Here is a 24,247-nt window from a genome sequence, read left to right as displayed (position 1 = left end):
ACCGACTTCACCTTGCGTTTATACGACATAGGTCAGCAGGCGCAAAAGTCAAAGAAAAAGCCTGTAAACGCCTATCCACGAGATTTGCGAACCGGTCAGATTCACGTACATTCGCATTTCATCAGTTGTTGCGCCACAGAGAGATCCAATGGAAGCTGCCCCGAACACATCCTATTGGCTCGACATATTCGCCCTGGTTTATTTCTTCGTCGTCTGGGCGCTCTATTCCCATACCACCGCAAACGGGTTTTTAGGGAAAAAATCACTGACCTACGAGATGAACCAGGCGCGGCGGCAATGGATGGCGACCATGGCGACACGCGAATTGCGTATGATCGACACGAGTATCATGATCGGTTTGCAGCAGGGCACCGGATTTTTTGCGTCAACCTCCATTCTGGCCATCGGCGGGTGTTTCGGCTTGTTGAATTCATCCGGCCGCGTTCTGACGCTGTTTCACGACCTGCCGTTCCTGGGCAATACCACCCAGCAATTGTTTGAGACAAAAATCCTCGGGCTTCTCGTTCTCTTTGCCTATGCATTCTTCAAATTCGCCTGGTCATATCGTCTTTTCAACTATTGTTCGATCTTGATCGGCAGCGTTCCGATGGCGCGCGACAAAGGCCCTGACGATCCGGTTGTGCTTGCGGGAATCAATCGTGCGGCGGGGATCAACATCCAGGCCGGCCAGCATTTCAACAGCGGCTTGCGCGGTATTTTCTTTTCCATCGGCTATCTCGGATGGTTTCTGCATCCCGTGCTGTTCATGATCACAACGACGCTGGTCGCCATTGTGCTGCTGAGACGCCAGTTCTTTTCCAGGGCGCGGGACGTGCTGATGCAAAACAGCGTCAGCGCCGACCTATAGGCCGCGCGGCAGATAGCGCCAGACGAACACGGCCGTGAATATCATCAGCATCGCAAGCGCGATGAAGATCGAGCCGAGATGGAAAAACGTCAGGATGATCGAGTAGAAAAACGCAGGCAATATCTCGGAAAAATCGAGATAAGTCCGGTAAACCGCCGTCATCTGCGCCCGCTCATGCGGATGGACTGCGCGAATGAACGTCGTTGAGCCAAGCGTGTCGATAGCCACACAGAAAAACGCTCCAAAAAGCAGCATGATGGCAGCCACCATGGGAAATCTTTCGCCGGCAAGGCCCGCTCCTATGAGTGCCACGGCCAGCAATACGAACACACCGGAAATCGTCCGCATCAGTCCCTTGGCCATGCCAACCTTGCCCCAGAGGATAGAGCCGAGCAGAAACAAATTGCCGAGCGAAACCAGAAGACCGCCGGCAAGATTGCCTTGCCCTGTCGCCACCATAAGGATCGGCCCATAGACGAAAAACGTGCTCCAGTAGCACGAGCGCGAAAAGGCGATCAGCCAGGCCAGCCGCAATCTCGGCTGCACAACGAAGCGGCGCACATTGGCGATAGGATTGGCCGGACGGCTCGGGCCCTTCTGCAGCGCCGGATTGTCGCTGAGACGGAAATACCAGAACAGCGTCAGCAGCAGCAGCGAGAAGCCTATCGACAACAGGAACGGCGCGACCATCCCGACTTGTGTATAGAGGAAAACACCGAGAAACGGACCAGCAGTCCAGGCAAACGTCGCCGTCGCCATTCGCACGGACTCGGCGCGGACCAGTTCACCCCTCTTGATGTGATCCATGATGTAGAGGCTCAGCGTGATCGACAAGGTTCCTGAGCCGAACGTGCGCAGGAATAGCCCTGCCGCCTGCCCCGGCAGCGTATCAAGCGCGAAGGCAAAGCACCCGAGGATCAGGGATACGGTTCCGGCCGTGTAGACCCAGCGTCGCGGAATACGGACAATGAGCAGCGGGATCGACAGCGTCGAAATCAACCCGAGCAATGACATGCAGGTGTAGAGGATGCTGACCCCGCGCTCGCTCTGCATGAGATCGTAGGTCTGGATCGGCACGACACTGGTGATGATCGCCCGTGCCATTGATTCGATACCAAAGAGGATCGCGAAGACCCGCGCCGTCGGGCGCTTGGCCGTGGTAATCCAGATAGGATGGCGAACCTGATTGATCACTGGGATGACTTTGGGGGCATTGATTCGAGCGTCGCCGCAAGTTTCGGCTCCACGACGGGCGATAGCAGTCAATCAAGCGACATAATATGTCCGTTTCACAGAAACCTTTGAATATGTGAGAAAAACTTCCGTTGGATTTTGTCAGCCATGTCGCCTAGCCTGCGCCGGTTGCTGCACTAGGACCCGTTGCGATTCGCATTGTGACGCGCCGAAAATGGTGGTTTTCGAGCACCGGAGCGCAGCGTACATTAAGGTACGTGAGCACCGGAAGCGCAGAAAAACGCCATTTGCAGGCCGTCATAGCGCGAATCGCAACGGTCCTGATCGAGTTCCCTGCACATGAATAAAGCTGAGACTGTAAATGCCCCCTCCAAGACGCGCCTCGGCAAGCTGGACGTGTTGCGCGGTATCGCCCTTATCGCCATGGCGACCTACCACACGGGTTGGGATTTCGAGTTTTTCGGCTATCTCGAACCCGGAACAACCGGTCACGGCGCATGGAAACTCTATGCCCGGGTCATCGCCTCGACCTTCCTCGCGCTAGTCGGCTTCAGCCTTGTGCTGGCGCATGGTCGCGGCATTCGCTGGCGCTCGTTCGGCATTCGCCTTGTCCAGATCATCGCTGCCGCGCAGGCGATCACGCTCGTCACGATGTACGTCACGCCGGAGACCTTCGTGTTTTTCGGGATCCTGCACGAAATAGCGGCGGCAAGCGTTCTGGGGCTGTTGTTTTTGCGATTGCCTGCGCTGGTTATTGCTGCGGCAGCAGCGGCGGTCATTGCCCTTCCGCATTATTTCGTCGCACCGGCATTCGACGCGCCAATATTCTGGCCGCTCGGCCTCTCGGAAATCATCATAAGATCAAATGATTACGTGCCGATCTTCCCATGGTTCGGAGCAGTTCTTGTTGGGATGGCGCTCGCCAAGACGATGCAACATTTCGGTGCGCTCAAATTGCTTGCCGGAAATATCGCTCCATCCTGGCTCGATCGCGGCCTGCGCTTCATCGGCAGGCACAGCCTCGCCTTCTACCTGATCCACCAGCCAGTGATCATCGCCTGTGTTTTTCTTGTTTCACAACTGTTCCCGCCGGCGGTTCCAGCACCACGCGAGGTCTTCGGCAACGCCTGTGTGCAGAGTTGCCAGAACGACAACGACAAGGCTTTCTGTGAGAAGTTCTGCAATTGCGTCATCGGGCAAACCGAAGCGCAGGGCATCTTCGATGAGATGTTTGCGGGAAAGCGCGATCAAAACGATCCGCAGATGCAGCAGATCGCCGGCATCTGCACGCAGGAAAACATGCCGCAGTGATGTTTACGTATTAACGCCCAACTCAGCCAGCCGCTCGATACAGCCTTCCTCGACCTGATCGAGTTCAGCCAGGGTTTCCTCGATGTCGCGGCGCTTCTGGCGCAGCTCTGCACGCTTTTCCTCGACGCGCTTCATCATCAGATGCAGCTGTCCCATTTCTCCGGGCGGCTCTTTGTACATCTGGATTATCTCTTGGATCTCGGCAATGGAGAACCCGAGCCGTTTGCCGCGGAGAATCTGTTTGAGCAAATGCCGGTCGGACGGCCGGAACAGTCTCGTCCGTCCGCGTCTGACCGGATGAATTAGATCCTCATCCTCGTAGAACCGCAATGTGCGCGTCGACACGCCAAACTCCCGCGTCAGTTCAGTAATGGTGTAATATTCGCGCATTGCAGACACAGCCCCAGTTGTATCGATTGAATCTTTTGCTCACGCAATTACGTAAAAGTCAATTGCACGATTGTATTCGGTTGTAAACTTTAGTCCATATTTCACCAAACGGATGTTATTTGAAGCCGAACCACCAGGTTGCCAGGCCGAGAAACGATGAAAAACCAACGACATCAGTCACCGTGGTGACGAACACCGCCGACGCAATGGCCGGGTCAGCACCGAAACGATGCAGCAACAACGGAATCAGAATACCACCAAGTGCGGCTGCAAGCATGTTGATGACCATCGCCGCAGCAATGATACCGCCAATATTGATATTTGCGAACCAGAGACCGGCGATAACACCGATCATGATCGCGAAAATAACACCATTGATAAGCCCCACCGAAGCCTCGCGGCGGATGATGCGGCCAGCATTGTAGATATCCATGTCCCGCGTCGCCAGCGCCCGGACCGTCACGGTCATCGTCTGCGTGCCTGCATTGCCGCCCATGGATGCCACAATCGGCATAAGCACAGCCAGAGCCACCATCTGCTGGATGGTGCCGTCAAACAATCCGATTACGGATGCCGAGAGGAAAGCAGTGAACAGATTGACGACCAGCCAGGGCGTGCGCGAGCGCGACGTGGATAGCACGGAGTCGGACAGTTCTTCGTCGCCGACGCCGCCCAGACGCAAGATATCTTCCTCGGCCTCTTCCTGAATGACGTCCACGATGTTCTCGATGGTCAGAACACCGACAAGCCGGTCGTTTTCGTCCACCACCGCCGCCGACAACAGATCGTATTGCTCGAAGATTTGTGCGGCTTCTTCCTGGTCCATGGTTGCCGGGATCGCATGCCGCGTCTCGTGTGTGATCTCGTCGATCTTGACGTCGCGCCGGGTACGCAGGATGCGATCGAGGTCGATGGCGCCCAGAAGCCGGAACATCGGATCGATAACGAATATCTGCGAGAACGACTCGGGCAAGTCGTCATTGTCGCGCATGTAATCGATGGTCTGGCCGACAGTCCAGAATGGCGGCACCGCGACAAACTCGGTCTGCATGCGGCGTCCGGCAGTTTCCTCCGGGTAGCCAAGCGAACGGCGCAGGCGAACCCGTTCGGTAAACGGCAGCTGCGCCAGGATCTCGTCGCGGTCTTCCTGCTCGAGATCTTCGAGAATGTAGACCGCATCGTCGGAATCGAGTTCCTGAACGCCTTCGGCGATCTGCCGGTTCGGCATCGCATCGACGATTTCAAGGCGAACCGCCTCGTCGACTTCCGTCAGGGCGGCAAAATCGAATTCGTCGCCCAGAAGTTCAACGAGGGCTCTGCGTTGATCTGGCTGCAGAGCCTCGAGGACGTGACCAAGCTCCGACTGGTGCAGCTTGCCGACATGCGACCTTAGAAACAGAACATCCCGGTCCGCGATGGCGGCGCCGACACGCGCCAGATAGGAGGTGCGGACAGCACCATCCTCACCATAGATGTTGACATCGTCGTCTTCAGGTGCGGATTCCGGGAGAGTTTCTGTTTCCATCTATCCGCACCTGCCTTCCTGACAAATATGGCGTCTCGTCAGTTAAGATTCAGGCAGCGTTATCTTCCCAACCGCTGATCGCCTTCACTTCAAGAAAATCCTCGATCCCGAAGTGACCGCCTTCCCGCCCGATGCCCGACTGTTTGTAGCCGCCGAACGGAGCGTCTGCCGCATGGTCGGCACCATTAATACGCACCATACCAGCACGCAACTGCTTCGACACACGCTTGATACGCTCGCGATCGCCTGACTGGATATATGCGGCGAGACCATATGGCGTGTCATTGGCGATCTCTACCGCTTCTTCCTCCGTGTCGAAGGGGATCATCGCCAATACCGGTCCGAAAATTTCTTCACGGGCGATTACCATGTCATTGTTGACGTCGGCAAAAACCGTCGGACGGACGTAGTAGCCGCGATTGAAGCCTTCAGGGCGTCCGGTACCGCCGGCAATCAGCCGCGCGCCTTCCTTGATCCCCTGCTCGATCAGTCCCTGCACCTTGTTGAACTGCATCTCAGATACGAGCGGGCCCATGTGATCGCCGTCCTGCGATGGATCGCCGACTTTGGTGGCCTTGGCGGTCTCGGCAGCGATTTCGGTCGCCTTGCTATAGACCGAGCGCTCCACCAGCATGCGCGTTGGCGCATTGCAGGACTGTCCGGTATTGTTGAACACATGCTCGACGCCGCGCTTGACTGCAGCTTCAACATCCGAATCTGCAAACACGATGTTCGGCGACTTGCCGCCGAGCTCCAGCGATACGCGCTTGACCGTATCAGCCGCGGCCTTGGTCACCGCAACACCAGCGCGGGTGGAACCTGTGAACGACATCATGTCGATGCCGGGATGAGCTGACATGGCGGCACCAACCGATGGGCCATCACCATTGACCAAATTGAACACACCGGCTGGCAAACCCGAGGCATCGACCATCTCTGCGAAAATCACCGATGAAATCGGAGCAATTTCGGAGGGTTTGAGGATAACGGTACACCCTGCGGCAATCGCGGGGACAACCTTTAGAACCACCTGGTTCATCGGCCAGTTCCAAGGCGTGATCAGGCCGCAGACACCGATCGGCTCATAGGCAAGCCGGACCGTGTCGTGACCGTTCAGCGGCCGCTCAAACTCGAACTCTTTGAGTGACCGGATGAAAGCCTTGATATGGCCGGTCCCGGATGCAGCCTGTTCATCCAACGCCATTGTGATCGGCGCGCCCATTTCGGACGAGATCGCCTTGGCCATATCGGCGATGCGCGATTTATAAACGACAAGCAGTCTCTCAAGCCATGCGAGGCGTTCTTCGCGGCTGGTGACGCTCCATGTGGTGAAAGCCTTGCGCGCGGCGGATACGGCTTTGTCGACATCTGCTGCAGAACCCAGCGAGATCACGGCAAATGCCTGCTCGTCGGCCGGATTGATCACCTCAAGCTCTTTCGCCACTACCGGCGCTATCCACTTTCCATCGATATAGAAATCAGTCTTGCGAAGCATGGTCTGTCTCCTGCCTGTGGCTCTATGGATTATTTTGACACTGCGCCGGATAAGTGACGGCGTGGTTCAGTTGAGTGTGTAGCGGATGATTGACGTTGCGACCAACAGGAATATCGAACAAAGAGGCAAAAATAGCGGCGCCTTGGAGTTTATTGAGATTTGCTACAGGAGGGGTCGAAAATGGGCTTATCGAGAACCGGAGCCCAGTGAACTTTTGGGTTCATGAGAACCGGATCGCAGAAAATCACCATTTGCACGCCGTCATGGCGCAAATCTCTTGAACCGGCGCGAAAGCCGCAGGAAATTACCCAGCATGGCATGGCCATATTCCGTCAGTACTGATTCAGGGTGGAACTGCACACCATAGGTCGGGTGACTGATGTGGGTGAGCCCCATGATCTCGCCGGCATCGGACCGCGCGGTCACCGACAGATCGCTGCCATCCTTGACGGACTCCACGATCAGCGAGTGATAGCGGCCGGCGCGGAACGGGCTCGGCAGCCCCTTGAAGATGTCTGTCCCGCCATGATTGATGGCCGAGGCTCGCCCATGCATCGGTTCTTGCGCCCGCACGACCTTGCCGCCAAAGACTTCGCCAATACACTGATGGCCGAGACAGATGCCGAGAATTGGCACCTGTCCGCTCAACGCCTCGATAATGTCCATCGATTGCCCGGCTTCGCGCGGCCCGCACGGCCCCGGCGAAACGACAATTGCTTCGGGTGCGAGCTGCTCGACTTCCGCCGCCGTAATCGCGTCATTGCGGACCACCTGCGTTTCGACGCCAAGTTCAGCAAAGTAGCGTGCCACGGTGAAGACGAAGGAGTCGTAATTGTCGATGATCAGGATCATGGGGCATCACCCTGATCGAAGACGGCAAAGATGCGCGCTGCCTTGTCCAGCGTTTCCTGATATTCCGCAGCAGGATCGGATAGCGCTGTAATACCGCCGCCCGCCTGAAACACGGCCCGTCCACCCTGAAACAGCACGGTGCGAATGCCGATATTGCCATCGAAATTGCCGTTGAAGCCGATGAAACCAATCGAGCCGCAATAGACGCCCCGCGCCTCGCGCTCGATCTCGGTGATGATCTCCATCGCCCGCAGCTTTGGCGCGCCTGTGATTGACCCGCCCGGGAAAGCCGCTCTGATCAGATCCATCAAGGATTTGCCCTCCATCAGCCGCCCCGTGACGGCGGAAACCAGATGATGAACGCTCGCATAGGTCTCAAGCCCGCAAAGGACGGGTGTCAGCACGGAATGCGGACGGCAAACGCGGGAAAGGTCGTTGCGCATCAAATCGACGATCATCAGGTTTTCGGCGCGATCCTTCTCCGATTTGAGGAGTATGTCTGCCAACTCTTTGTCTCTGTTAGGATCTGATGACCGCGGCATCGTACCCTTGATCGGGCGCGTCTCGACCTGATCGCCTTGCACCGCGACAAACCGCTCCGGTGAGCTTGACGCAATCACGATATCGCCGTGATCCAGATAGGCGGCAAAAGTCGCGGCATTACGCCGGCGCAGTGCTCTATAGAACTGCCACTTTGCAAAGCCTTCCGGCAGATCGGTGATAAATCGCTGCGCGATGTTGGCCTGAAAGATATCGCCGTCGAGGATATATTCCACCACCCTGGCAACGGACTGCATATAGGCCTCACGCTCGAAATTCGATCGCCAGGACGCCCGCGCTATCCGCTGCCCGACATTCGAAGCTTCTTTCTTCGGCTCCTCTCGCAGAAGCCGCAGGAACGATTCCGAACGCTCGATACTTTTCCTTTGCCGGGCCGCCTCGTCCGCCTCCGGCAATCCCGATGACAAAAGCCAGGCTTTTCCGGCCTGATGATCGAACGCCACCACCACATCGTAAAAATACCAGGCGGCATCCGGCATCAAGCCTTGCGCCGGCGCATCCGGCTGCGGCAAGCGCTCCAGCAATCTCCCGAATTCATAGGAAAAATAGCCGATTGCGCCGCCCTGAAATGGCGGAAGACCGGGCTGATCGTCGAGCCGATAAAGGTCGAGATAGTGCGAAATCGCCTCGAGCGGATGTCGGTCGACGGCGGTGCCATTCCAGTTCGGCACCCCCTTTTCGACGACGAGTTTGCCAAACGGATCGGCGGCCACATAGGAATAGCGTCCAAGGGTGTCGTGACGCATGGCACTGTCGAGAAAGCTCAGTCCTCCGAGAGCCCGCAATCGCTCGGCGGCTTCGACAGGTTCCAGCCATGGAATCTCACGAATGTGCAAACCACTCCTCCTTAACCGCTAGGCACGGATATATTGAGATTCGCGTCAAGACGAGCCGAAAATGGTGATTTTCGAGAACCGGAGCGCAGTGAACTTTTGGGTTCATGAGCACCGCATCGCAGGAAAGTGCCATTGCAGGTCGTCTGGCGTGAATATCAGTATATCCTAGCTCTTGCGCGTCGACAGAAGGATACTTGTCTCCGTCGAGGTGATTCCGTCAATATGGCGAATGTCGCGCAACGTCTTGTCGAAAGCCTCGAGGGTCTCGACTTCGATTTCGGCAACGATATCCCAGCGGCCGTTCGTAGTATGCAGCGCGCGGATTTCCGGAAAGCCCTGTAATCGCCGCACAACCTTTTCTGCGGCCTGCCCCGCCACCTCAATCATGGCAACGGCCCGGACGCCATAAATGCCCGCCCCCGCCTTCAGGTTGACAGTGAAGCTCTGGATCGTACCGTTTGTGGTCAGCCTATCGATACGCGTGCGCACCGTTGCGCGTGAAATACCCAGAATCGTTGCCATGGAAGAAACCGGCATGCGGCAATCATCCCGCAGCAAAGACAATAATTTGCGGTCCACATCGTCCATTGTTTTCCAATCTGATCAAGTCGATTGATCAAAATGCACATTAATATGCGCATTGCTATCAGGATGCTGTCTTTTTGTCACCGCGTCGAAGTGCCAATATCACGGCCGAAACGTGATATTCTTTGTTAGATCTCAGACCATTCAAACGCGAAAGTGGTTGTTGCTGATGAACATGCAGAACAATTTCGAGGACACGCATAAGCAGAAGCTGACTGTAATTGGCGCGCCGATCGAAGAAGGCGCCGGAAGGCTTGGCGCATTGATGGGCCCCGCAGCGCTGCGCACTGCCGGGCTGATCCATATGCTCGAAGACCTCGGCCACCCGGTGGAAGATCGCGGTGATCTCCGCTTGCCGAAAGTATTGCCTGTTGTTCCGCCCGTCCAGGGTCTTGCGCATTACATCGAGAAAATCGCTGCCTGGTCTCGTATGCTGGCCGTCGAGACCTATGACGCGATGACAAACGGCACGTTACCGGTAATTCTTGGCGGCGATCACAGCCTGTCTATGGGATCGATTGGCGGCATCGCGCGCTATTGCGAAGAGCACAACCGCGAATTGTTCGTGCTTTGGCTGGACGCGCATTCCGATTTCAATACGCCCGCCACCTCACCATCCGGCAACATGCACGGCATGTCCGCGGCGCTCCTTTGCCGCGAACCCGGCCTTGAAGGCGTCTTCGGTGATGAGCCGCATGGTTTCGTCAAACCGGAAAACCTGCATCTCTTCGGCATTCGCTCCATCGACAAGACTGAACGCGTGCTTCTGCGTGAGCGCGGCATCGATGTCATCGACATGCGGCAGATCGATGAATTCGGCGTTGTCAAACTGCTGCGCCGCATCATCGAGCGCGTACAGAAGGCCAACGGCATCCTGCATGTTAGTTTTGACGTGGATTTCGTCGATCCGTCTTTTGCACCGGGCGTCGGAACCACCGTTCCTGGCGGCGCGACCTACCGCGAAGCGCATCTCGTCATGGAGATGCTGCACGATTCCGGCGTCGTCGGTTCGCTCGACGTGGTTGAGCTCAACCCATTCCTGGATGAGCGCGGCAAGAGTGCCCTGCTCCTCGTCGATCTCGTTGCGAGCCTGTTCGGCCGGCAGATTTTCGACAAACCGACATTATCCGAACAGAGCGCTGCCGCTCTGAACGTATGACACAATAGGAGGATACTTTGCTGCACACAGCCGCTGATCTGATCTCGACGGAATCCCGCCTTGGGGCGCATAACTACAAGCCGCTTGATGTGGTGCTGGAGCGCGGCGAAGGCGTGTACGTATGGGATATCGACGGCAATCGCTACCTTGACTGCCTCTCAGCCTATTCGGCCGTCAACCAGGGCCATTGCCATCCCAAAATCCTGAAAGCCATGACGGAACAGGCTGGCAAGCTGACGCTCACCTCCCGCGCCTTCCGCAATGACCAGTTGGCCTTGTTCTACGAAGAACTCGCCGCCCTCACCGGCTCGCACAAGATCCTGCCAATGAACAGCGGCGCAGAAGCTGTCGAAACCGCCATAAAGGCCGTGCGCAAATGGGGTTACGAGGTCAAAGGCGTTCCGGAAAACGCCGCAGAAATCATCGTCTGTTCGGATAATTTCCATGGCCGTACCATGGGTATCGTCGGCTTCAGTACCGATCCTTCGGCCCGCGATAATTTCGGCCCGTTTGCGCCGGGTTTCAAGGTCGTGCCCTTCGGCGATATCGACGCGTTTGCCGCGGCACTGACCCCTAACACCGTCGGCTTTCTTGTCGAGCCGATCCAGGGCGAAGCCGGTGTGATCATTCCGCCGAAGGGCTATTTCACCAAAGTGCGCGAACTCTGCACCGAGAATAACGTCACGCTTATCCTCGATGAAATCCAGACTGGCCTTGGCCGCACCGGTGCTTTGCTTGCCGAAGCGCACGAAGGCATCGAAGCAGACGTAACGCTGATCGGCAAGGCGCTCTCCGGTGGTTTTTACCCGGTCTCGGCGGTCCTTTCCAACAGTGATGTTCTCGGCGTACTCAAGCCCGGACAGCACGGCAGCACCTTTGGCGGAAATCCGCTCGCCTGCGCTATTGCCCGCGCGGCGCTGCGGGTGCTTACCGAAGAAGACATGATCGAGAATTCGCGCATCGAAGGCGACTATTTCCTGCAAGAGCTCAAAGGCATTCGCAGCAATATCGTGCGCGAAGTACGCGGGCGCGGGCTGATGCTGGCGGTCGAATTGCACCCCGAAGCCGGCGGCGCCAACCGTTTCTGCTACGAGCTCAAGGCGCGCGGCATTCTCGCCAAAGATACCCATGGCGATACGATCCGCATTGCTCCGCCGCTGGTCATAAAGCGCGATCAGGTCGATTGGGCGCTGGAACAGTTCAGTGCGGTGCTCACCAGCATGAATTGAGCTGGGATTGGTTGTTATGGTGATTCGCCGTGGCACCTCCCTCTCCGTCATCCTCGGGCTTGACCCGAGGACCCACGGCAAAGAAGGAAGAGCAGCACTCACAATCTCGAATTGATCCAGATAGTGCAGCCCGCATTGAGCCCGTGAATTGCTGGAATGCGTTTGCGTGAGTGTCGATCTCAGCGCTCCTCAGCCATGGGTCCTCGGGTCAAGCCCGAGGATGACGGAACGGGAGGTGCAGGGCGGTAGCCACCCCTACACCCTCACCCGCTCGGCCTTGGGATCGTACATCGGCCGCAGCGAGGCCTCGGCCTTCACCCGCACACCGGCTATCTCGATCTCATAATCGGAAGCCAGTACCTGTTCGGCGCTTTCGCCCCTGCTCGGGACATAGCCGAGTCCGATCGCGCCGCCGAGATAATGCCCGTAATTGCCGGATGTGATCGTCCCCACAATCTTGCCGTCACGGACGATTGCCTCATTGTGAAACAGCAGCGGCTCGGGGTCGTTCAGGCGGAATTGCACCAGACGGCGATCAAGCCCTGTGTCCTTCTTCTTCAGCACCCCCTCGCGACCGATGAAATCGCCCTTGTCCGCCTTCACGGCAAAGCCGAGCCCCGCTTCCAGCACATGGTCCTCGTCGGTGATATCGTGGCCGAAATGCCGGAAGGCTTTTTCGATACGGCACGAGTCCAGCGTGTGCAGTCCGCACAGTTTCAAGCCAAGGTCCTTTCCGGCTTCTTCGATTGCCTCGAAAACATGTGCCGTCTGATCCGTCGAGACATAAAGTTCCCAGCCGAGCTCGCCGACATAGGTCACGCGGTGTGCTCGTGCCAAACCCATACCGATTTCGATCTCGCGTGCCGTTCCGAACGGATTGCCTTCGTTCGAGAAATCACTCGGGCTGACCTTCTGGATCAGCTCGCGCGATTTAGGGCCCATCAAACACAGCACTGACTCTGCCGCAGTCACGTCTGTGACGACCACGAACTCGTCCTTGAGGTGCTTGCGCATCCAGGCAAGGTCACGTTGCAGCGTCGCGCCGGGCACCACGGCAAAAAACGCCGTGTCCGAGAGCCGCGTAATAGTCAGGTCGCTCTCGATCCCGCCGCGATTGTTGAGCATCTGAGTATAGACGATGCGGCCCGGCTCGACATCGAGCTGATTGGCACAAAGCCGCTGCAGGAATGCCAGTGAATCACGGCCCTCGATACGGATTTTTCCAAATGAGGTCATGTCGAACAGACCGACATTGTTGCGAACCGCGAGGTGTTCGTCGCGCTGGTTCTCAAACCAGTTCTGCCGCTTCCACGAATAACGGTATTCGCGCTCCTGACCCTCTTTGGCAAACCAGTTGGCGCGCTCCCATCCCGCAACTTCGCCAAACACCGCTCCCCGCGCTTTCAGATGCTCGTGAATGGGCGAGCGCCTGATATTGCGCGATGTTGCCATTTGCCGGTACGGGAAATGATCGGCATAGAGCAGGCCGAGCGTCTCCGAGACGCGCTCCTTCAGGTAGCGCCGGTTCTTCTGGAAGGGCTGCGCCCGTCGAATATCCACCTCCCACAGGTCGAATGGGGCTTCGCCGTCGTTTATCCATTGCGCAAGCGCCATCCCGGCGCCGCCAGAGGAAACGATGCCGATGGAATTATACCCCGCTGCAACCCAGTAGCCGCCAAGCTCCGGCGCTTCGCCGAGATAGTACCGGTCGTCAGGGGTGAAGCTTTCGGGACCATTGAAGAATGTATGGATACCGGCAGTACCGAGCATCGGCATGCGGTTGACGCCCATTTCAAGGATCGGCTCGAAATGCTCGAAGTCTTCCTGCAACTGGTCGAAACAGAAATCCTCGGAAATACCGTTCATTCCCCATGGCTTGGCCACCGGTTCGAAAGCACCGAGCATCATCTTGCCGGCATCCTCCTTGTAGTAGGCGCATTCATCGGGAACGCGCAGCACCGGCAGACGCCCGAGCCCCTCGATGGCTTCGGTGACGAGATAGAAGTGCTCGCAAGCATGCAGTGGCACGGTCACACCCGACGTTCCCGCCAGATCGCGCGCCCACATTCCCGCGCAGTTGATCACGACATCGGTCTCTATCGTGCCGTGATCTCCGCCTTGCGCCCAGGTCACGCCGGTTACACGGCCATTTTTCTTGAGAACTTCGGTGACCTTGACGTTCTCGACGATCTTCGCGCCGCGCTGCCGCGCACCCTTGGCAAGAGCCATGGCGATATTGGCCGGATCGCACTGCCCATCGAGCGGCAAATGCACCGCACCAACCACATCCTCGATGTTAAGATGCGGATACATCTCCTTGACTTCGCGCGGAGAAATCTCGCGCACATCGACATCGAATGCTCGCGCCAACGACGCCTGCCGGTATATCTCGTGCTTGCGTTCCTCGGTCAGCGCGACGGTGATCGAGCCAACCTGACGCATGCCGGTGGCGACCTCGGTTTCTGCCTCGAGCTTGACGTAAAGGTCCGCCGAATACTTGGCGAGCCGCGTCATGTTCTGCGAGGCGCGCAACTGGCCGATCAGTCCCGCCGCATGCCATGTCGTGCCGGAGGTCAGCTGTTTGCGCTCGAGCAAAACGATATCGCTCCAGCCGAGCTTGGCCAGATGATAGGCGACGGAACAGCCGGAAATGCCGCCACCGATGATGACGGCGCGGGCCTTCGTGGGAAGTGAACTCATGCCCGAATTCTTTCGTTCTTTGGATCCCATAGCGGTTGGTCAGGATGAACTATCGCCCTGAAGCGCTCACCGAAGATTTCCACCTCGACTTCGGTGCCAGGTTCAGTGAGTTCCGTCTTCAGCATGCCGAGCGCGATGGACTTGTCGATGCGGTGGCCCCAACCGCCCGATGTCGTCTCTCCAACGATATTGCCATCGTGCCAGAGCGTCGACATGTAAGGCGCGTCGCAATCGCCGGCGTCAACAGTCAGCGTCACGAAGCGCTTCTTCACGCCCTGCTGCTTTTCGCTTTCGAGTGCAGCCTTGCCAATGAATTCCGGCTTTTCCCACTTGATGAAGCGTTCGAGCCCGCTTTGCAGCGGTGTGTAATCCGTTGACAGGTCGCCCTTCCACGCGCGGTAACCCTTTTCCAGACGCAGCGAATCCAGTGCGAACATGCCAAAGGGCTTGATCCCGTATTTCTGACCCGCCTCCCACACCGCGTCGTAGATTGCGGCAGTATCGGCCACCTTGGTGTGGACTTCCCAGCCGAGCTCACCGGCAAACGATACCCGTACCAATTGGCAATAGCGCCCGGCAATCTGCGTCGTCTGATGCGACAGCCAGGATTTTTCGAGATCGGCATCGCAGATATCGCGGAACAGATCGCGCGCCTTCGGCCCGGTCACGATCTGGCAGGAGAAGTCTTCCGTCACATTACTGATGCTGATTGCACTGCCTTTCGGCAAATGGTTGAGCAGCCAGTCACGATCATGCCATTCGGCAACACCGGCGGTGATCAGAAAGAACACGTCCTCGTCGATTGCCATAATCGACATCTCAGTGACCACGCGGCCCTTGTCATCGGAAAAGTAGCCAAGGCCGATACGTCCGGGTTTCGGCACGATGCCTGTTATCAACGTCGCCAGCCATGCGCGCGCGCCCTCACCGCTTACTTTGAAGCGTGAGAAACCCGGCAAGTCTAGAACGCCGACAGCATCGCGCACCGCATGGCATTCTTCGCGAATACGCTGCTGCCACGGACCGTCGCGCAGGAATGTCTGTGTGGAGTCTTCGGACGTATCGTCGCCCGGTTGCGCATACCAGTTGGCACGTTCCCAGCCATTATAAGCCCCGAACTGCGCACCGAGCTTGGCGATGCGGTCATGGATCGGTGAAAGCTTCTTGTTGCGTCCCGCCGGCCATGTGTGGCGCGGGAAGTGGATGGCGTATTCGTGACCGTAGACTTCAACACCCTTGGCAACGCAATAGTCAGGATCGGTGAACGCGGTGAACCGGCGCGGATCGCACGACCACATATCCCACTCCGTCGCGCCCTCCGTCACCCATTCGGCGAGGACCTTGCCCGCTCCGCCGGCCTGCGCAATACCGAATGTAAAGACACAGGCCTCGAAAGCGTTGGGAACGCCCGGCATCGGGCCAATCAGCGGGTTGCCATCCGGCGCGTAAGGGATCGGACCGTTGATGATCTTCGACAGGCCCGCCGTGCCAAGGATCGGAACGCGTGCAATAGCATCGGTCAGATACCATTCGAGCCGCTCCAGATCGTCGGGGAAAAGCTGGAACGAGAAGTCGTCGGGCATCGGATCGTCGGAAGTCGCCCAATGCGCCCGGCAATTGCGCTCATAGGGGCCGAGATTCATGCCGTTCTTTTCTTGCCGCAGATAATAGGACGAATCCACGTCGCGCAGCAGTGGCAATTTCTGGCCATGTTCACGCGACCAGGCGGCAATCTCCGGGATTTCGTCGAACAGCAGGTATTGATGGCTCATAACCATCATCGGCACGTCGCGGCCGAACATCTTGCCGATTTCCTGCGCGCGATATCCTGCAGCATTGACCACGTATTCGCAGCGAATCTCGCCCTGAGGCGTCGAGATGACCCACTCATCGTTGTCGCGCCTGGCACCTGTTACAGGGCAAAAGCGGATGATCTTGGCGCCGAGATCGCGAGCGCCCTTGGCAAGAGCTTGCGTCAACTGCGCCGGATCGATATCGCCGTCGTTGGGATCGTAGAGCGCGCCTTCGAGCTCATGCGTCGCAATAAACGGATAGCGCCCGTTGATCTCATCGACCCCCAGCACATCGATATCCATGCCCTGATAGCGGCCCATGCTCTTCACCCGCTGGAATTCCCGCATCCGCTCCTTGGTATGCGCCAGCCGCAGCGATCCGGTGACATGGTAGTTCATGGGATAGTCGACTTCGGCGGCCAGCCCGCGATAGAGCTCCGCCGAATAGCGCTGCATGTTCATCACCGACCACGAGGCCGAAAACGTCGGCACATTGCCCGCCGCATGCCATGTCGATCCCGATGTCAGCTCATTCTTTTCAAGCAGCACGCAATCGGTCCACCCCGCTTTGGCGAGGTGATAAAGCGACGAAACGCCGACCGCCCCGCCACCGATGATGACGACGCGCGCCGACGTTGGAAAATCAGACATAAGCAGTCCCCTGTAGTCTCATGCTTTTCAATTATGGCCGTGCGATTTCATCGAGGTACCACTGGATGTACCGCAGTTCATTATATTCCATCGGCGCAATCGGTCCCGGCACGAAATAGTGCGAACGGACGCCGCGCGCCGTATGCTCGATGATCGTTTTGTCCTCGGCGGTCGTGACCTTCCACAGCCAGGTCAGCTTTTTGAGGTCGTAGTCCTTGCCTTCTTCAGCATCGCCGCGCACCAGCCAGATCAGTTCCATCTCACACGTGTCGACGCTTTTCGGAATGAACCGATAGATCATGCCGTGGTCCGGATAGCACACAAGGAAGCTCGTGCCGCCAAGATGGATCGAGGTAACGCCGCCGTCGAACTCCGAGAAGCGCCCCATCAGTGGCCCGACAGGCGAACCATCTTCGCTGCCGCTGGAAACGCCGTCGTAGAGCGCATAGCGGAACGTATGAATCGTTTCCTGGCCGTGCGCCGAACTCTGCCAGTGATCGCCAGTCGCAATGTCGATGCCAAGCGCACAGGTGCGCTGTTCCATGCGCGCATTCAGCTCAACGATCTTCTCGGCTGGCTGCTCCAGTGCATGCGTTTGCGAGTACTCAGGGTGGGCCGGTCCACAGTGATAACATTCCACGTAATTTTCGACCGCAAGCTTCCAGTTGGCATCAACGGGATAGGTCTCGCGGTGCGCAACCTTGGCATCCGCCCAGCCGTACTGCCCGCAAGTTGTACGCAGCGACTGTTCGATAATGGAAAAATCCAGTGGTTCGTCGGCAAAACAGATGAAGATCAGTCCCTCGGCCACCCTCACATGCAGCTTCTTCAAGCCATGGGCGCTCCGATCGAAATCCTTCGGCATTAGCCGCGCGGCGCGCAGACTGCCATCATTGGTGTATGTCCAGGCATGATAGGGACAGACGAAGAAGCGCGCATTGCCCTTTTGCTTGGTGCAGACCTCGGCACCGCGATGGCGGCAAACGTTCAAAAAGGCATGGATCGCGCCGTCTTCGGTGCGTGAAACAATCACCGCCTCGCTGTCGATCTTGAAAAGCTCGAAATCTCCGGCATTGGGAATGATGCTGGCGTGACCAATACAATGCCAATGACGCCGGAACACCCGTTCCATATCACGCGCATAGACGTCAGGACCCATATAGAACGCACGAACAAGCCCGTGACCGGCTTTGTGCCCGGCGATCAGTTGATCGATCTTGTCCAGAGACGGCGCAATTTCCGCTAAGGCTTGTTCTGCACCCATCTCATTCTCCGAAAGGATTGTTCCCGGACGCCGGTTGTTTTTGAAGAGGCGCCGCAGTTTAGAATGATTCCGCATTGCGCCGCATTCAAGCGATCGTTACTCATAAAGACATGAATTATTCTCAAGCATCCAACGACGCGGTTTCCAGGCCATGATGTCCAAACCCAGAATACCGCCGCTCGGCTCGTTGCGGGCGTTTGAAGCGTCAGCGCGGCTGTTGAGCTTCCGGCTTGCTGGAGAGGAACTTGGCGTGACCCAATCCGCCATCAGCCACCGTATCGCCGAACTTGAAACCATCCTCGGCGTCAAGCTGTTCGAACGCCTGCCACGCGGCGTGTCGCTGACTGACGCCGGCACGCTCTACTATCCCTATATGCGTGATGCCTTCGAACGAATTGCGCGCGGTACGGCGCTGATCAATCGGATCGGCACGACCGACGATTTGGCGCTCGAGACCTATGCGACCTTCGCCATCCGCTGGCTGATCCCGCGCCTGACGGACTTCCGCAAGGTCAATCCCAATCTCGCCATCCGCATCGGCACGAGCCAGCTCGATTGGGAACTCAACATCGATAGTTCCGACATCGGCATCATCCATACCACCCGGCCGGAGCGGATGAACCTGCACTACCGCCTGTTGGTCAAGGCGGAAATGCGACCCGTGTGCAGTCCGCAAGTGGCCGCGCGCATCGAAGGCGACGTTGGAGCTCAAGCTCTGGCCAAGGTGCCACGCCTCGCGCTTTATACCTCCCCCGAGGATTGGGGCACATGGCTGGAGGCGGCAGGCATCGCCGATACCGCGCAAGCCGTAACGTTGAAGTTCGACACCTATCTTGCCGCCCTGCAGTCCGCTTTGGATGGTCAGGGCCTCGCCGTGGCACCGGACTTTCTGGTGGCTGACGACATCCAGGCTGGGCGGCTTGTCGCCCCGTTCCCGCTGAAAGTTCCGCAGCCCGGCGCCTGGTACATGATCTGCCGCAAGGAGCGCGTCGGCGAAACCCGTATCCGCCAATTCGAGCGCTGGCTGGTTGAACAGTTTGGCGGGACTACTTCCGCTTGATCCCGATCGAGCGGCCAACCCGCGCAGGTATTGGCAGCTGGGAATGAGCCTCCTTGTAGCGCTCTAGCGTCGCCAAAATATCGTCGGGAAACGGCACGACCTTTGGGCCGTTCATATCCACATGCAGTGACATCACCTCGGCGGTCGCCGCCACCCAGCCATCCTTGTGCACGATCTCATTATACGTGTGCAGACGCTTGGCATCGAAATCGATCAACTGGCTGGTAACCGTCACGATATGATCGAGATGAATTTCCTGCACGTAGCAGATATGCACTTCGGCGGTGTAGATCGTCAGCTTGCGTTCGGCGGCATATTTCGGGCCGAAGCCCAATTCGGCAAGAAACTCGTCGCCGCCCCGGTCGAAAACCACGTTGTAATACGCCATGTTCAGGTGACCATTATAGTCGATCCACTCCTTCTCCATGGCAATCGGCACGGACCGGTACAGTTGACCTGGCAAATTCTCGGCTGACATTCTGGGCTCCTGATTGGATGGCGCAACTATTCGATCGCGGTTTGAAACACGAAGTCCGTAACGCTGCTTTGTCAAAAGCGACGCTCAATGAACAGGGCGGAAAGCACTTGGCGGCTTGCCTTCGAAATTGCGGAAGGTTCTGGTGAAAGCCGATGCCGATGAAAAACCCGTGCGCGCGGCGATATCTGCCAGCGGCGATTTCGTATCGGTAATCAAGCGCCGCGCCACTTTCAGTCGCAGCCGAAGGTAGTACCGGCCGGGCCCCTCGCCCACAGCCTTGGCAAAGATCTTCTCAAGACTTCGGGCGCTCAGGCCAGAGCGCTTGGCAATGGCGCCGATGGTCAATGGCTGTTCGATATGGCGCTCCATCAGGCGAATAGCGCCCGCGAGCTTTGGATGCACGTCGTCGAGCCGTCCCAGCGAAACCAGTGGCTGCGCATCGTTCGAGGCATGTGTCCCGTCATAGATGAACACACTCGCCACATCGAGCGCGACAGACATGCCGTAGCGCGAGCGGATCAGATGCAACATGAGATCGAAGGTTGGCGAGGCCCCGCCGCTAGTGAAAACCGGCCCATCGATGACGTAGCGGTCTGGCCGAATGTCCGCATCTGGAAACTCGGCCGTAAACTCCTCCATGTCCTCCCAGTGCGTTGTCGCCTTGCGTCCTGAAAGCAGGCCTGCCCGCCCGAGCAGCCAGGAACCAGCTTCGATGCCGCCGATCATCCGATATTTGTGAACTGCACGGCGCAAATGGGCTGTGAAAGTCGTGCGTGCAATGTCAGATGTGCCGAAACCACCAACCACCAATAATATATCGCCTTTTTCTGATGCATCGAATGAACCGGATACGGCAATCGGCAGACCACACGTCGTCATTGTCGGTTCGCCATCGAGTGATACAATTCGCCAGTTGAACAGGTTTGCGCCTGACACCCTATTCGCAGCACGCATTGGATCGATTGTTGAAGCCACGCACATGAGCGAGGCACCGCTGAAAACCACAACGGTCACCTGCAGCGGTTTGGAACTTGGCAAAAAGAGTGGCGATGTTTCGTTATTCATCAATTCCTATTCGTATATTGCAAAGCATCGCTTGGCAATCGGGGCATGATCAGGCCAACAAGAACATGGGAGCTTTACAATGGGACTCACCCCCAACCGCGAAGTATTCATCACCTGCGCCGTGACCGGTGCGGGCGATACCACAGGCCGTTCCGACAAGGTTCCGGTCACCCCGCGCCAGATCGCCGATGAGTGTATCGCAGCAGCCAATGCTGGCGCAGCCATCGCGCATATTCACGTGCGTGACCCCAAGACCGGCAAGGGTTCGCGCGATGTCGCGCTCTATGCCGAGGTCGTGGAGTACATCAAGGCGTCAGGCGTCGATATGGTCCTCAACCTCACAGCAGGCATGGGCGGTGATCTTACGCTCGGCAGCGTCGAGCAGCCAATGCCGCCTTCGGCCAACGGCACCGATATGGCCGGCGCGACGGAACGCCTTGAACATGTGGCAAAGTTGCGCCCGGAACTCTGCACGCTCGATTGCGGCACGATGAATTTCGGCGAAGGCGATTATGTCATGACCAATACGCCTGCCATGCTCAAAGCCATGGCGGCGCAGATCAAGGCCCTTGGCGTGCGGCCGGAGGTCGAAATCTTCGATACTGGACACCTGCTTCTGGCCAAGTGGCTTTACGATCAGAAATTGCTTGAAGATCCGGTCATGGTGCAGCTTTGCATGGGTATTCCGTGGGGTGCACCGGATGACATCAACACGCTGCTCGCGCTGACGAACAACCTCCCGTCAAACTGGACCTTCTCGGCCTTCTCCATCGGCCGCAACCAGATGCCCTATGCGGCGATGGCGATGCTCGCAGGCGGCAATATCCGCGTCGGCCTTGAAGACAATATCTGGCTCGACAAGGGCGTTCTTGCCACCAATGGCCCGTTGGTGGAACGCGCCGTGAAGGTTGCTGAAGGCATGGGTGCTCGCATTCTCGGACCGAACGAAGTCCGAGAACGCATGAAATTGACGAAGGGCTGGTAAGAAATCATGGCAGGTATTCGCAAGGCCGCGGCAATCGGCGGCGGAGTTATCGGTGCGGGCTGGGTAGCGCGTCTCCTTCTTAATGGTATCGACGTGTCGATCTTCGATCCGGATCCGGAGGCCGAGCGCAAGGTCAGCGAAGTGATGAAGAATTCACGCCGCGCCTACAAGACCATGGTGCCGGGCGGCTTGCCAAAGGAAGGCAAGCTGACATTTGCCAAGTCGATCGAACAGGCCGTTGCCGGTGCCGACTTCATTCAGGAAAGCGTGCCGGAACGGCTCGACCTGAAGCACAAGGTGCTCGCAGAAATCGATAAACATGCGGCGGTCGATGCCATCGTTGGTTCTTCGACTTCGGGCATCCTGCCGTCGGACATGCAGACGGCGATGAAGCATCCTGAACGGCTGGTCGTCGGTCACCCTTACAATCCCGTCTATCTCCTCCCCCTGGTCGAGATCGTCGGCGGCAAGCAGACCTCGCCGGAGGCTGTCGAAAAGGCACGCGAACTCTACACCTCGATCGGCATGAAGCCGGTCGTCATCCGCAAGGAAATCGAAGCCTTCGTCGGCGACCGCCTGCTCGAAGCCGTCTGGCGCGAATCCCTGTGGCTCATCAAGGACGACATCACGACGGTCGAAGAACTCGACGACATCATCCGCTATTCGTTCGGCATTCGCTGGGCACAGATGGGCATGTTCCAGGTCTACCGCGTTGCTGGTGGTGAAGCCGGCATGCGCCACTTCATCGCGCAATTCGGTCCATGCCTGTCTTGGCCGTGGACCAAGCTGATGGACGTGCCGGAACTTGACGAGGAACTGGTCGACAAGATCGCCAATCAGTCGGATGAACAGGCGCATGGCCTGTCGATCCGCGAGCTCGAGCGCATCCGCGACGATAACCTCGTGGCCATAATGGAAGCGCTTTCCAAGCAGAACAAGGGCAAGGGCTGGGGTGCAGGCGCACTTCACAACGACTACACCAAGCGTCTGTCGAAGCTCGCGCAGAAGCCTGCCGTTTCCAAGGCAGCCACCAAGGCGGTCGCCAGCAAGCCCAAGAAAAAGAAGGGGTAACGCCATGGATTTCGGTCTTTCGGAGGAGCAAAGGCTGATCGTCGATACGACACGCGCCTTTGTCGAAAACGAACTCTATCCGCACGAAGCAGAGGTCGAGCGTACCGGCGTCCTCCGCAAGGAACTGGCCGACGAACTGAAGCAAAAAGCAATCGAAGCCGGACTTTATGCCGCCAACATGCCGGAGGAGGTCGGTGGTGCCGGTCTCGATACCGTGACGTGGCTGCTCTACGAAAAGGAACTTGGCCGCGCCAATTATGCGCTGCACTGGACCTGCGTCGGACGTCCTTCCAACATCCTGCTTGCCGGCACCGACGCGCAGAAGGAAAAGTACCTGTTCCCCTGCATCCGCGGTGAAAAGTCGGATTGCCTCGCGATGACCGAGCCGGGCGCCGGTTCCGACCTGCGCGGCATGAAGGCGACCGCTGTCGAGAAAGGCGGGGACTGGGTCGTCAACGGCACCAAGCACTTCATCAGCCACGCCGTCGAAGCGGATTTCGTCATTCTCTTCGTTGCATCCGGCGAAGAAGACACGCCGCGCGGCAAGAAAAAGAAAATCACAGCCTTCTTCGTCGACAAGGGTCATCCCGGCATGACCATCCGCGAAGGCTATCGGAACGTTTCGCACCGCGGCTATACCAATGCCATCATCGAATTCGACGATTGCCGCCTGCCGCAGGAACAGATCCTCGGCGAAGTCCACAAGGGCTTCGAGGTCGCCAATACCTGGCTCGGCGCGACCCGCCTGCAAGTGGCAGCAACCTGTCTCGGCCGCGCCGAACGGGCGCTTGGCCACGCCATCGAATATGCAGCACAGCGCCAGCAGTTCGGCCAGCAGATCGGCAAGTTCCAGGGCGTATCGTTCAAGCTCGCCGATATGGCGACGGAATTGAAAGCTGCAGACCTGCTCACCTTCGAAGCTGGCTGGAAATTCGACCAGGGCACAGTCACGGATCAGGACATGGCGATGGCCAAGCTCAAGGCCACCGAAATGCTTGCCTTTGTCGCCGACGAGGCTATCCAGATCCATGGCGGCATGGGCTTGATGGATGACCTGCCGCTCGAGCGCATCTGGCGTGATGCACGCGTCGAGCGCATCTGGGAAGGAACATCCGAAATCCAGCGGCACATCATCTCGCGTGCCCTGCTCCGCCCCCATGGCGCGTAACGGAGCA

Annotated in this window: 20 protein-coding genes; 8 read left to right on the top strand and 12 right to left on the bottom strand. The window is 57.9% G+C overall.

The annotated features are described in order from the left end of the window. The first annotated feature begins 148 nt into the window (after positions 1-148). Positions 149-868 (top strand): DUF599 domain-containing protein, encoded by a 720-nt coding sequence (locus tag PHA01_RS14240; protein WP_271896513.1) that lies wholly within the window; start codon positions 149-151, stop codon positions 866-868. Here PHA01_RS14240 and PHA01_RS14235 read toward each other — a convergent pair. Further along, positions 863-2,062, bottom strand: a complete 1,200-nt coding sequence (locus PHA01_RS14235) for an MFS transporter (protein ID WP_271896512.1) — start codon at positions 2,060-2,062, stop codon at positions 863-865. The two genes, PHA01_RS14240 and PHA01_RS14235, sit on opposite strands and share 6 nt — an antisense overlap. 339 nt (positions 2,063-2,401) lie before the next feature. On the opposite strand from PHA01_RS14235, the gene PHA01_RS14230 reads away from it, so the two are divergent. After that, positions 2,402-3,373: an acetyltransferase domain-containing protein gene (locus PHA01_RS14230; protein ID WP_271896511.1), complete on the top strand. Its 972-nt coding sequence runs from the start codon at positions 2,402-2,404 to the stop codon at positions 3,371-3,373. A 3-nt stretch (positions 3,374-3,376) separates the two neighbouring features. Here PHA01_RS14230 and PHA01_RS14225 read toward each other — a convergent pair whose 3' ends face one another. The 6 genes from PHA01_RS14225 to PHA01_RS14200 form a co-directional block, all read right to left on the bottom strand. Continuing rightward, entirely contained in the window at positions 3,377-3,763 is a 387-nt protein-coding gene (locus PHA01_RS14225; protein ID WP_112529338.1) for a MerR family transcriptional regulator, read from the bottom strand. 115 nt (positions 3,764-3,878) lie between these two features. Next, complete coding sequence (mgtE, locus tag PHA01_RS14220) at positions 3,879-5,288, bottom strand: magnesium transporter (RefSeq protein WP_271896510.1); 1,410 nt, start codon at positions 5,286-5,288, stop codon at positions 3,879-3,881. A 49-nt stretch (positions 5,289-5,337) separates the two neighbouring features. Continuing rightward, on the bottom strand, positions 5,338-6,783 hold the full coding sequence (locus tag PHA01_RS14215; RefSeq protein WP_271896509.1) for an aldehyde dehydrogenase family protein: 1,446 nt from the start codon (positions 6,781-6,783) through the stop codon (positions 5,338-5,340). A 261-nt stretch (positions 6,784-7,044) separates the two neighbouring features. Continuing rightward, entirely contained in the window at positions 7,045-7,635 is a 591-nt protein-coding gene (locus PHA01_RS14210; protein ID WP_271896508.1) for an anthranilate synthase component II, read from the bottom strand. After that, on the bottom strand, positions 7,632-9,032 hold the full coding sequence (gene pabB / locus PHA01_RS14205) for an aminodeoxychorismate synthase component I (RefSeq protein WP_271896507.1): 1,401 nt from the start codon (positions 9,030-9,032) through the stop codon (positions 7,632-7,634). Before pabB ends, PHA01_RS14210 begins: the two co-directional genes overlap by 4 nt. Positions 9,033-9,197: 165 nt before the next feature. Further along, entirely contained in the window at positions 9,198-9,620 is a 423-nt protein-coding gene (locus tag PHA01_RS14200; RefSeq protein ID WP_271896506.1) for an Lrp/AsnC family transcriptional regulator, read from the bottom strand. A gap of 166 nt (positions 9,621-9,786) precedes the next feature. Between PHA01_RS14200 and rocF the strand changes: the two genes are divergently transcribed. Beyond that, positions 9,787-10,776, top strand: a complete 990-nt coding sequence (gene rocF / locus PHA01_RS14195) for an arginase (protein WP_271896505.1) — start codon at positions 9,787-9,789, stop codon at positions 10,774-10,776. 20 nt (positions 10,777-10,796) lie between these two features. Then, positions 10,797-12,005: an ornithine--oxo-acid transaminase gene (gene rocD / locus PHA01_RS14190; protein ID WP_271896681.1), complete on the top strand. Its 1,209-nt coding sequence runs from the start codon at positions 10,797-10,799 to the stop codon at positions 12,003-12,005. Between the two features lie 255 nt (positions 12,006-12,260). Here rocD and PHA01_RS14185 read toward each other — a convergent pair whose 3' ends face one another. The 3 genes from PHA01_RS14185 to PHA01_RS14175 are packed head-to-tail and all read right to left on the bottom strand — an operon-like array spanning position 12,261 to position 18,413. Next, complete coding sequence (locus tag PHA01_RS14185; RefSeq protein ID WP_271896504.1) at positions 12,261-14,705, bottom strand: GcvT family protein; 2,445 nt, start codon at positions 14,703-14,705, stop codon at positions 12,261-12,263. Next, complete coding sequence (locus tag PHA01_RS14180; protein WP_271896503.1) at positions 14,702-17,149, bottom strand: GcvT family protein; 2,448 nt, start codon at positions 17,147-17,149, stop codon at positions 14,702-14,704. The genes PHA01_RS14185 and PHA01_RS14180 overlap by 4 nt, the downstream gene beginning before the upstream one ends. A gap of 31 nt (positions 17,150-17,180) precedes the next feature. Continuing rightward, positions 17,181-18,413 carry an aromatic ring-hydroxylating oxygenase subunit alpha gene (locus PHA01_RS14175; protein ID WP_271896502.1) on the bottom strand — a complete coding sequence of 411 codons (1,233 nt, stop codon included), beginning with the start codon at positions 18,411-18,413 and terminating at the stop codon, positions 17,181-17,183. 151 nt (positions 18,414-18,564) lie between these two features. Between PHA01_RS14175 and PHA01_RS14170 the strand changes: the two genes are divergently transcribed. Then, a complete protein-coding gene (locus PHA01_RS14170) occupies positions 18,565-19,473 on the top strand; it encodes a LysR substrate-binding domain-containing protein (RefSeq protein ID WP_271896501.1) in 909 nt (302 codons plus the stop codon). Here PHA01_RS14170 and PHA01_RS14165 read toward each other — a convergent pair. Continuing rightward, complete coding sequence (locus PHA01_RS14165) at positions 19,460-19,951, bottom strand: thioesterase family protein (RefSeq protein ID WP_271896500.1); 492 nt, start codon at positions 19,949-19,951, stop codon at positions 19,460-19,462. The two genes, PHA01_RS14170 and PHA01_RS14165, sit on opposite strands and share 14 nt — an antisense overlap. A gap of 84 nt (positions 19,952-20,035) precedes the next feature. Continuing rightward, complete coding sequence (locus PHA01_RS14160) at positions 20,036-21,016, bottom strand: GlxA family transcriptional regulator (protein ID WP_271896499.1); 981 nt, start codon at positions 21,014-21,016, stop codon at positions 20,036-20,038. 79 nt (positions 21,017-21,095) lie between these two features. Between PHA01_RS14160 and PHA01_RS14155 the strand changes: the two genes are divergently transcribed. From PHA01_RS14155 to PHA01_RS14145, 3 genes are read left to right on the top strand one after another with little or no spacing between them, the layout of a single operon-like run. Further along, complete coding sequence (locus PHA01_RS14155; RefSeq protein ID WP_271896498.1) at positions 21,096-22,001, top strand: beta-keto acid cleavage family enzyme; 906 nt, start codon at positions 21,096-21,098, stop codon at positions 21,999-22,001. Between the two features lie 6 nt (positions 22,002-22,007). Continuing rightward, positions 22,008-23,072 carry a carnitine 3-dehydrogenase gene (locus tag PHA01_RS14150; RefSeq protein WP_262293396.1) on the top strand — a complete coding sequence of 355 codons (1,065 nt, stop codon included), beginning with the start codon at positions 22,008-22,010 and terminating at the stop codon, positions 23,070-23,072. A 4-nt stretch (positions 23,073-23,076) separates the two neighbouring features. Further along, positions 23,077-24,240: an acyl-CoA dehydrogenase family protein gene (locus tag PHA01_RS14145; RefSeq protein ID WP_271896497.1), complete on the top strand. Its 1,164-nt coding sequence runs from the start codon at positions 23,077-23,079 to the stop codon at positions 24,238-24,240. The last annotated feature ends 7 nt before the right edge of the window (positions 24,241-24,247 follow it).

Origin of the sequence: Candidatus Phyllobacterium onerii, assembly GCF_028331445.1 — a bacterium.
Lineage (GTDB): Bacteria > Pseudomonadota > Alphaproteobacteria > Rhizobiales > Rhizobiaceae > Phyllobacterium > Phyllobacterium onerii.
This window is presented reverse-complemented; position numbering and strand designations above follow the sequence as displayed.

Bases quoted from the DNA above. Each gene is read 5' to 3' on its own strand.
- PHA01_RS14225 (WP_112529338.1), bottom strand. From the start codon at position 3,763: ATGCGCGAATATTACACCATTACTGAACTGACGCGGGAGTTTGGCGTG.
- PHA01_RS14240 (WP_271896513.1), top strand. From the start codon at position 149: ATGGAAGCTGCCCCGAACACATCCTATTGGCTCGACATATTCGCCCTG.
- PHA01_RS14150 (WP_262293396.1), top strand. From the start codon at position 22,008: ATGGCAGGTATTCGCAAGGCCGCGGCAATCGGCGGCGGAGTTATCGGT.
- PHA01_RS14170 (WP_271896501.1), top strand. From the start codon at position 18,565: ATGATGTCCAAACCCAGAATACCGCCGCTCGGCTCGTTGCGGGCGTTT.
- PHA01_RS14165 (WP_271896500.1), bottom strand. From the start codon at position 19,951: ATGTCAGCCGAGAATTTGCCAGGTCAACTGTACCGGTCCGTGCCGATT.
- mgtE (WP_271896510.1), bottom strand. From the start codon at position 5,288: ATGGAAACAGAAACTCTCCCGGAATCCGCACCTGAAGACGACGATGTC.
- PHA01_RS14230 (WP_271896511.1), top strand. From the start codon at position 2,402: ATGAATAAAGCTGAGACTGTAAATGCCCCCTCCAAGACGCGCCTCGGC.
- rocF (WP_271896505.1), top strand. From the start codon at position 9,787: ATGAACATGCAGAACAATTTCGAGGACACGCATAAGCAGAAGCTGACT.
- PHA01_RS14180 (WP_271896503.1), bottom strand. From the start codon at position 17,149: ATGTCTGATTTTCCAACGTCGGCGCGCGTCGTCATCATCGGTGGCGGG.
- PHA01_RS14145 (WP_271896497.1), top strand. From the start codon at position 23,077: ATGGATTTCGGTCTTTCGGAGGAGCAAAGGCTGATCGTCGATACGACA.
- PHA01_RS14160 (WP_271896499.1), bottom strand. From the start codon at position 21,016: ATGAATAACGAAACATCGCCACTCTTTTTGCCAAGTTCCAAACCGCTG.
- PHA01_RS14200 (WP_271896506.1), bottom strand. From the start codon at position 9,620: ATGGACGATGTGGACCGCAAATTATTGTCTTTGCTGCGGGATGATTGC.
- PHA01_RS14210 (WP_271896508.1), bottom strand. From the start codon at position 7,635: ATGATCCTGATCATCGACAATTACGACTCCTTCGTCTTCACCGTGGCA.
- PHA01_RS14155 (WP_271896498.1), top strand. From the start codon at position 21,096: ATGGGACTCACCCCCAACCGCGAAGTATTCATCACCTGCGCCGTGACC.
- PHA01_RS14215 (WP_271896509.1), bottom strand. From the start codon at position 6,783: ATGCTTCGCAAGACTGATTTCTATATCGATGGAAAGTGGATAGCGCCG.
- PHA01_RS14175 (WP_271896502.1), bottom strand. From the start codon at position 18,413: ATGGGTGCAGAACAAGCCTTAGCGGAAATTGCGCCGTCTCTGGACAAG.
- PHA01_RS14185 (WP_271896504.1), bottom strand. From the start codon at position 14,705: ATGAGTTCACTTCCCACGAAGGCCCGCGCCGTCATCATCGGTGGCGGC.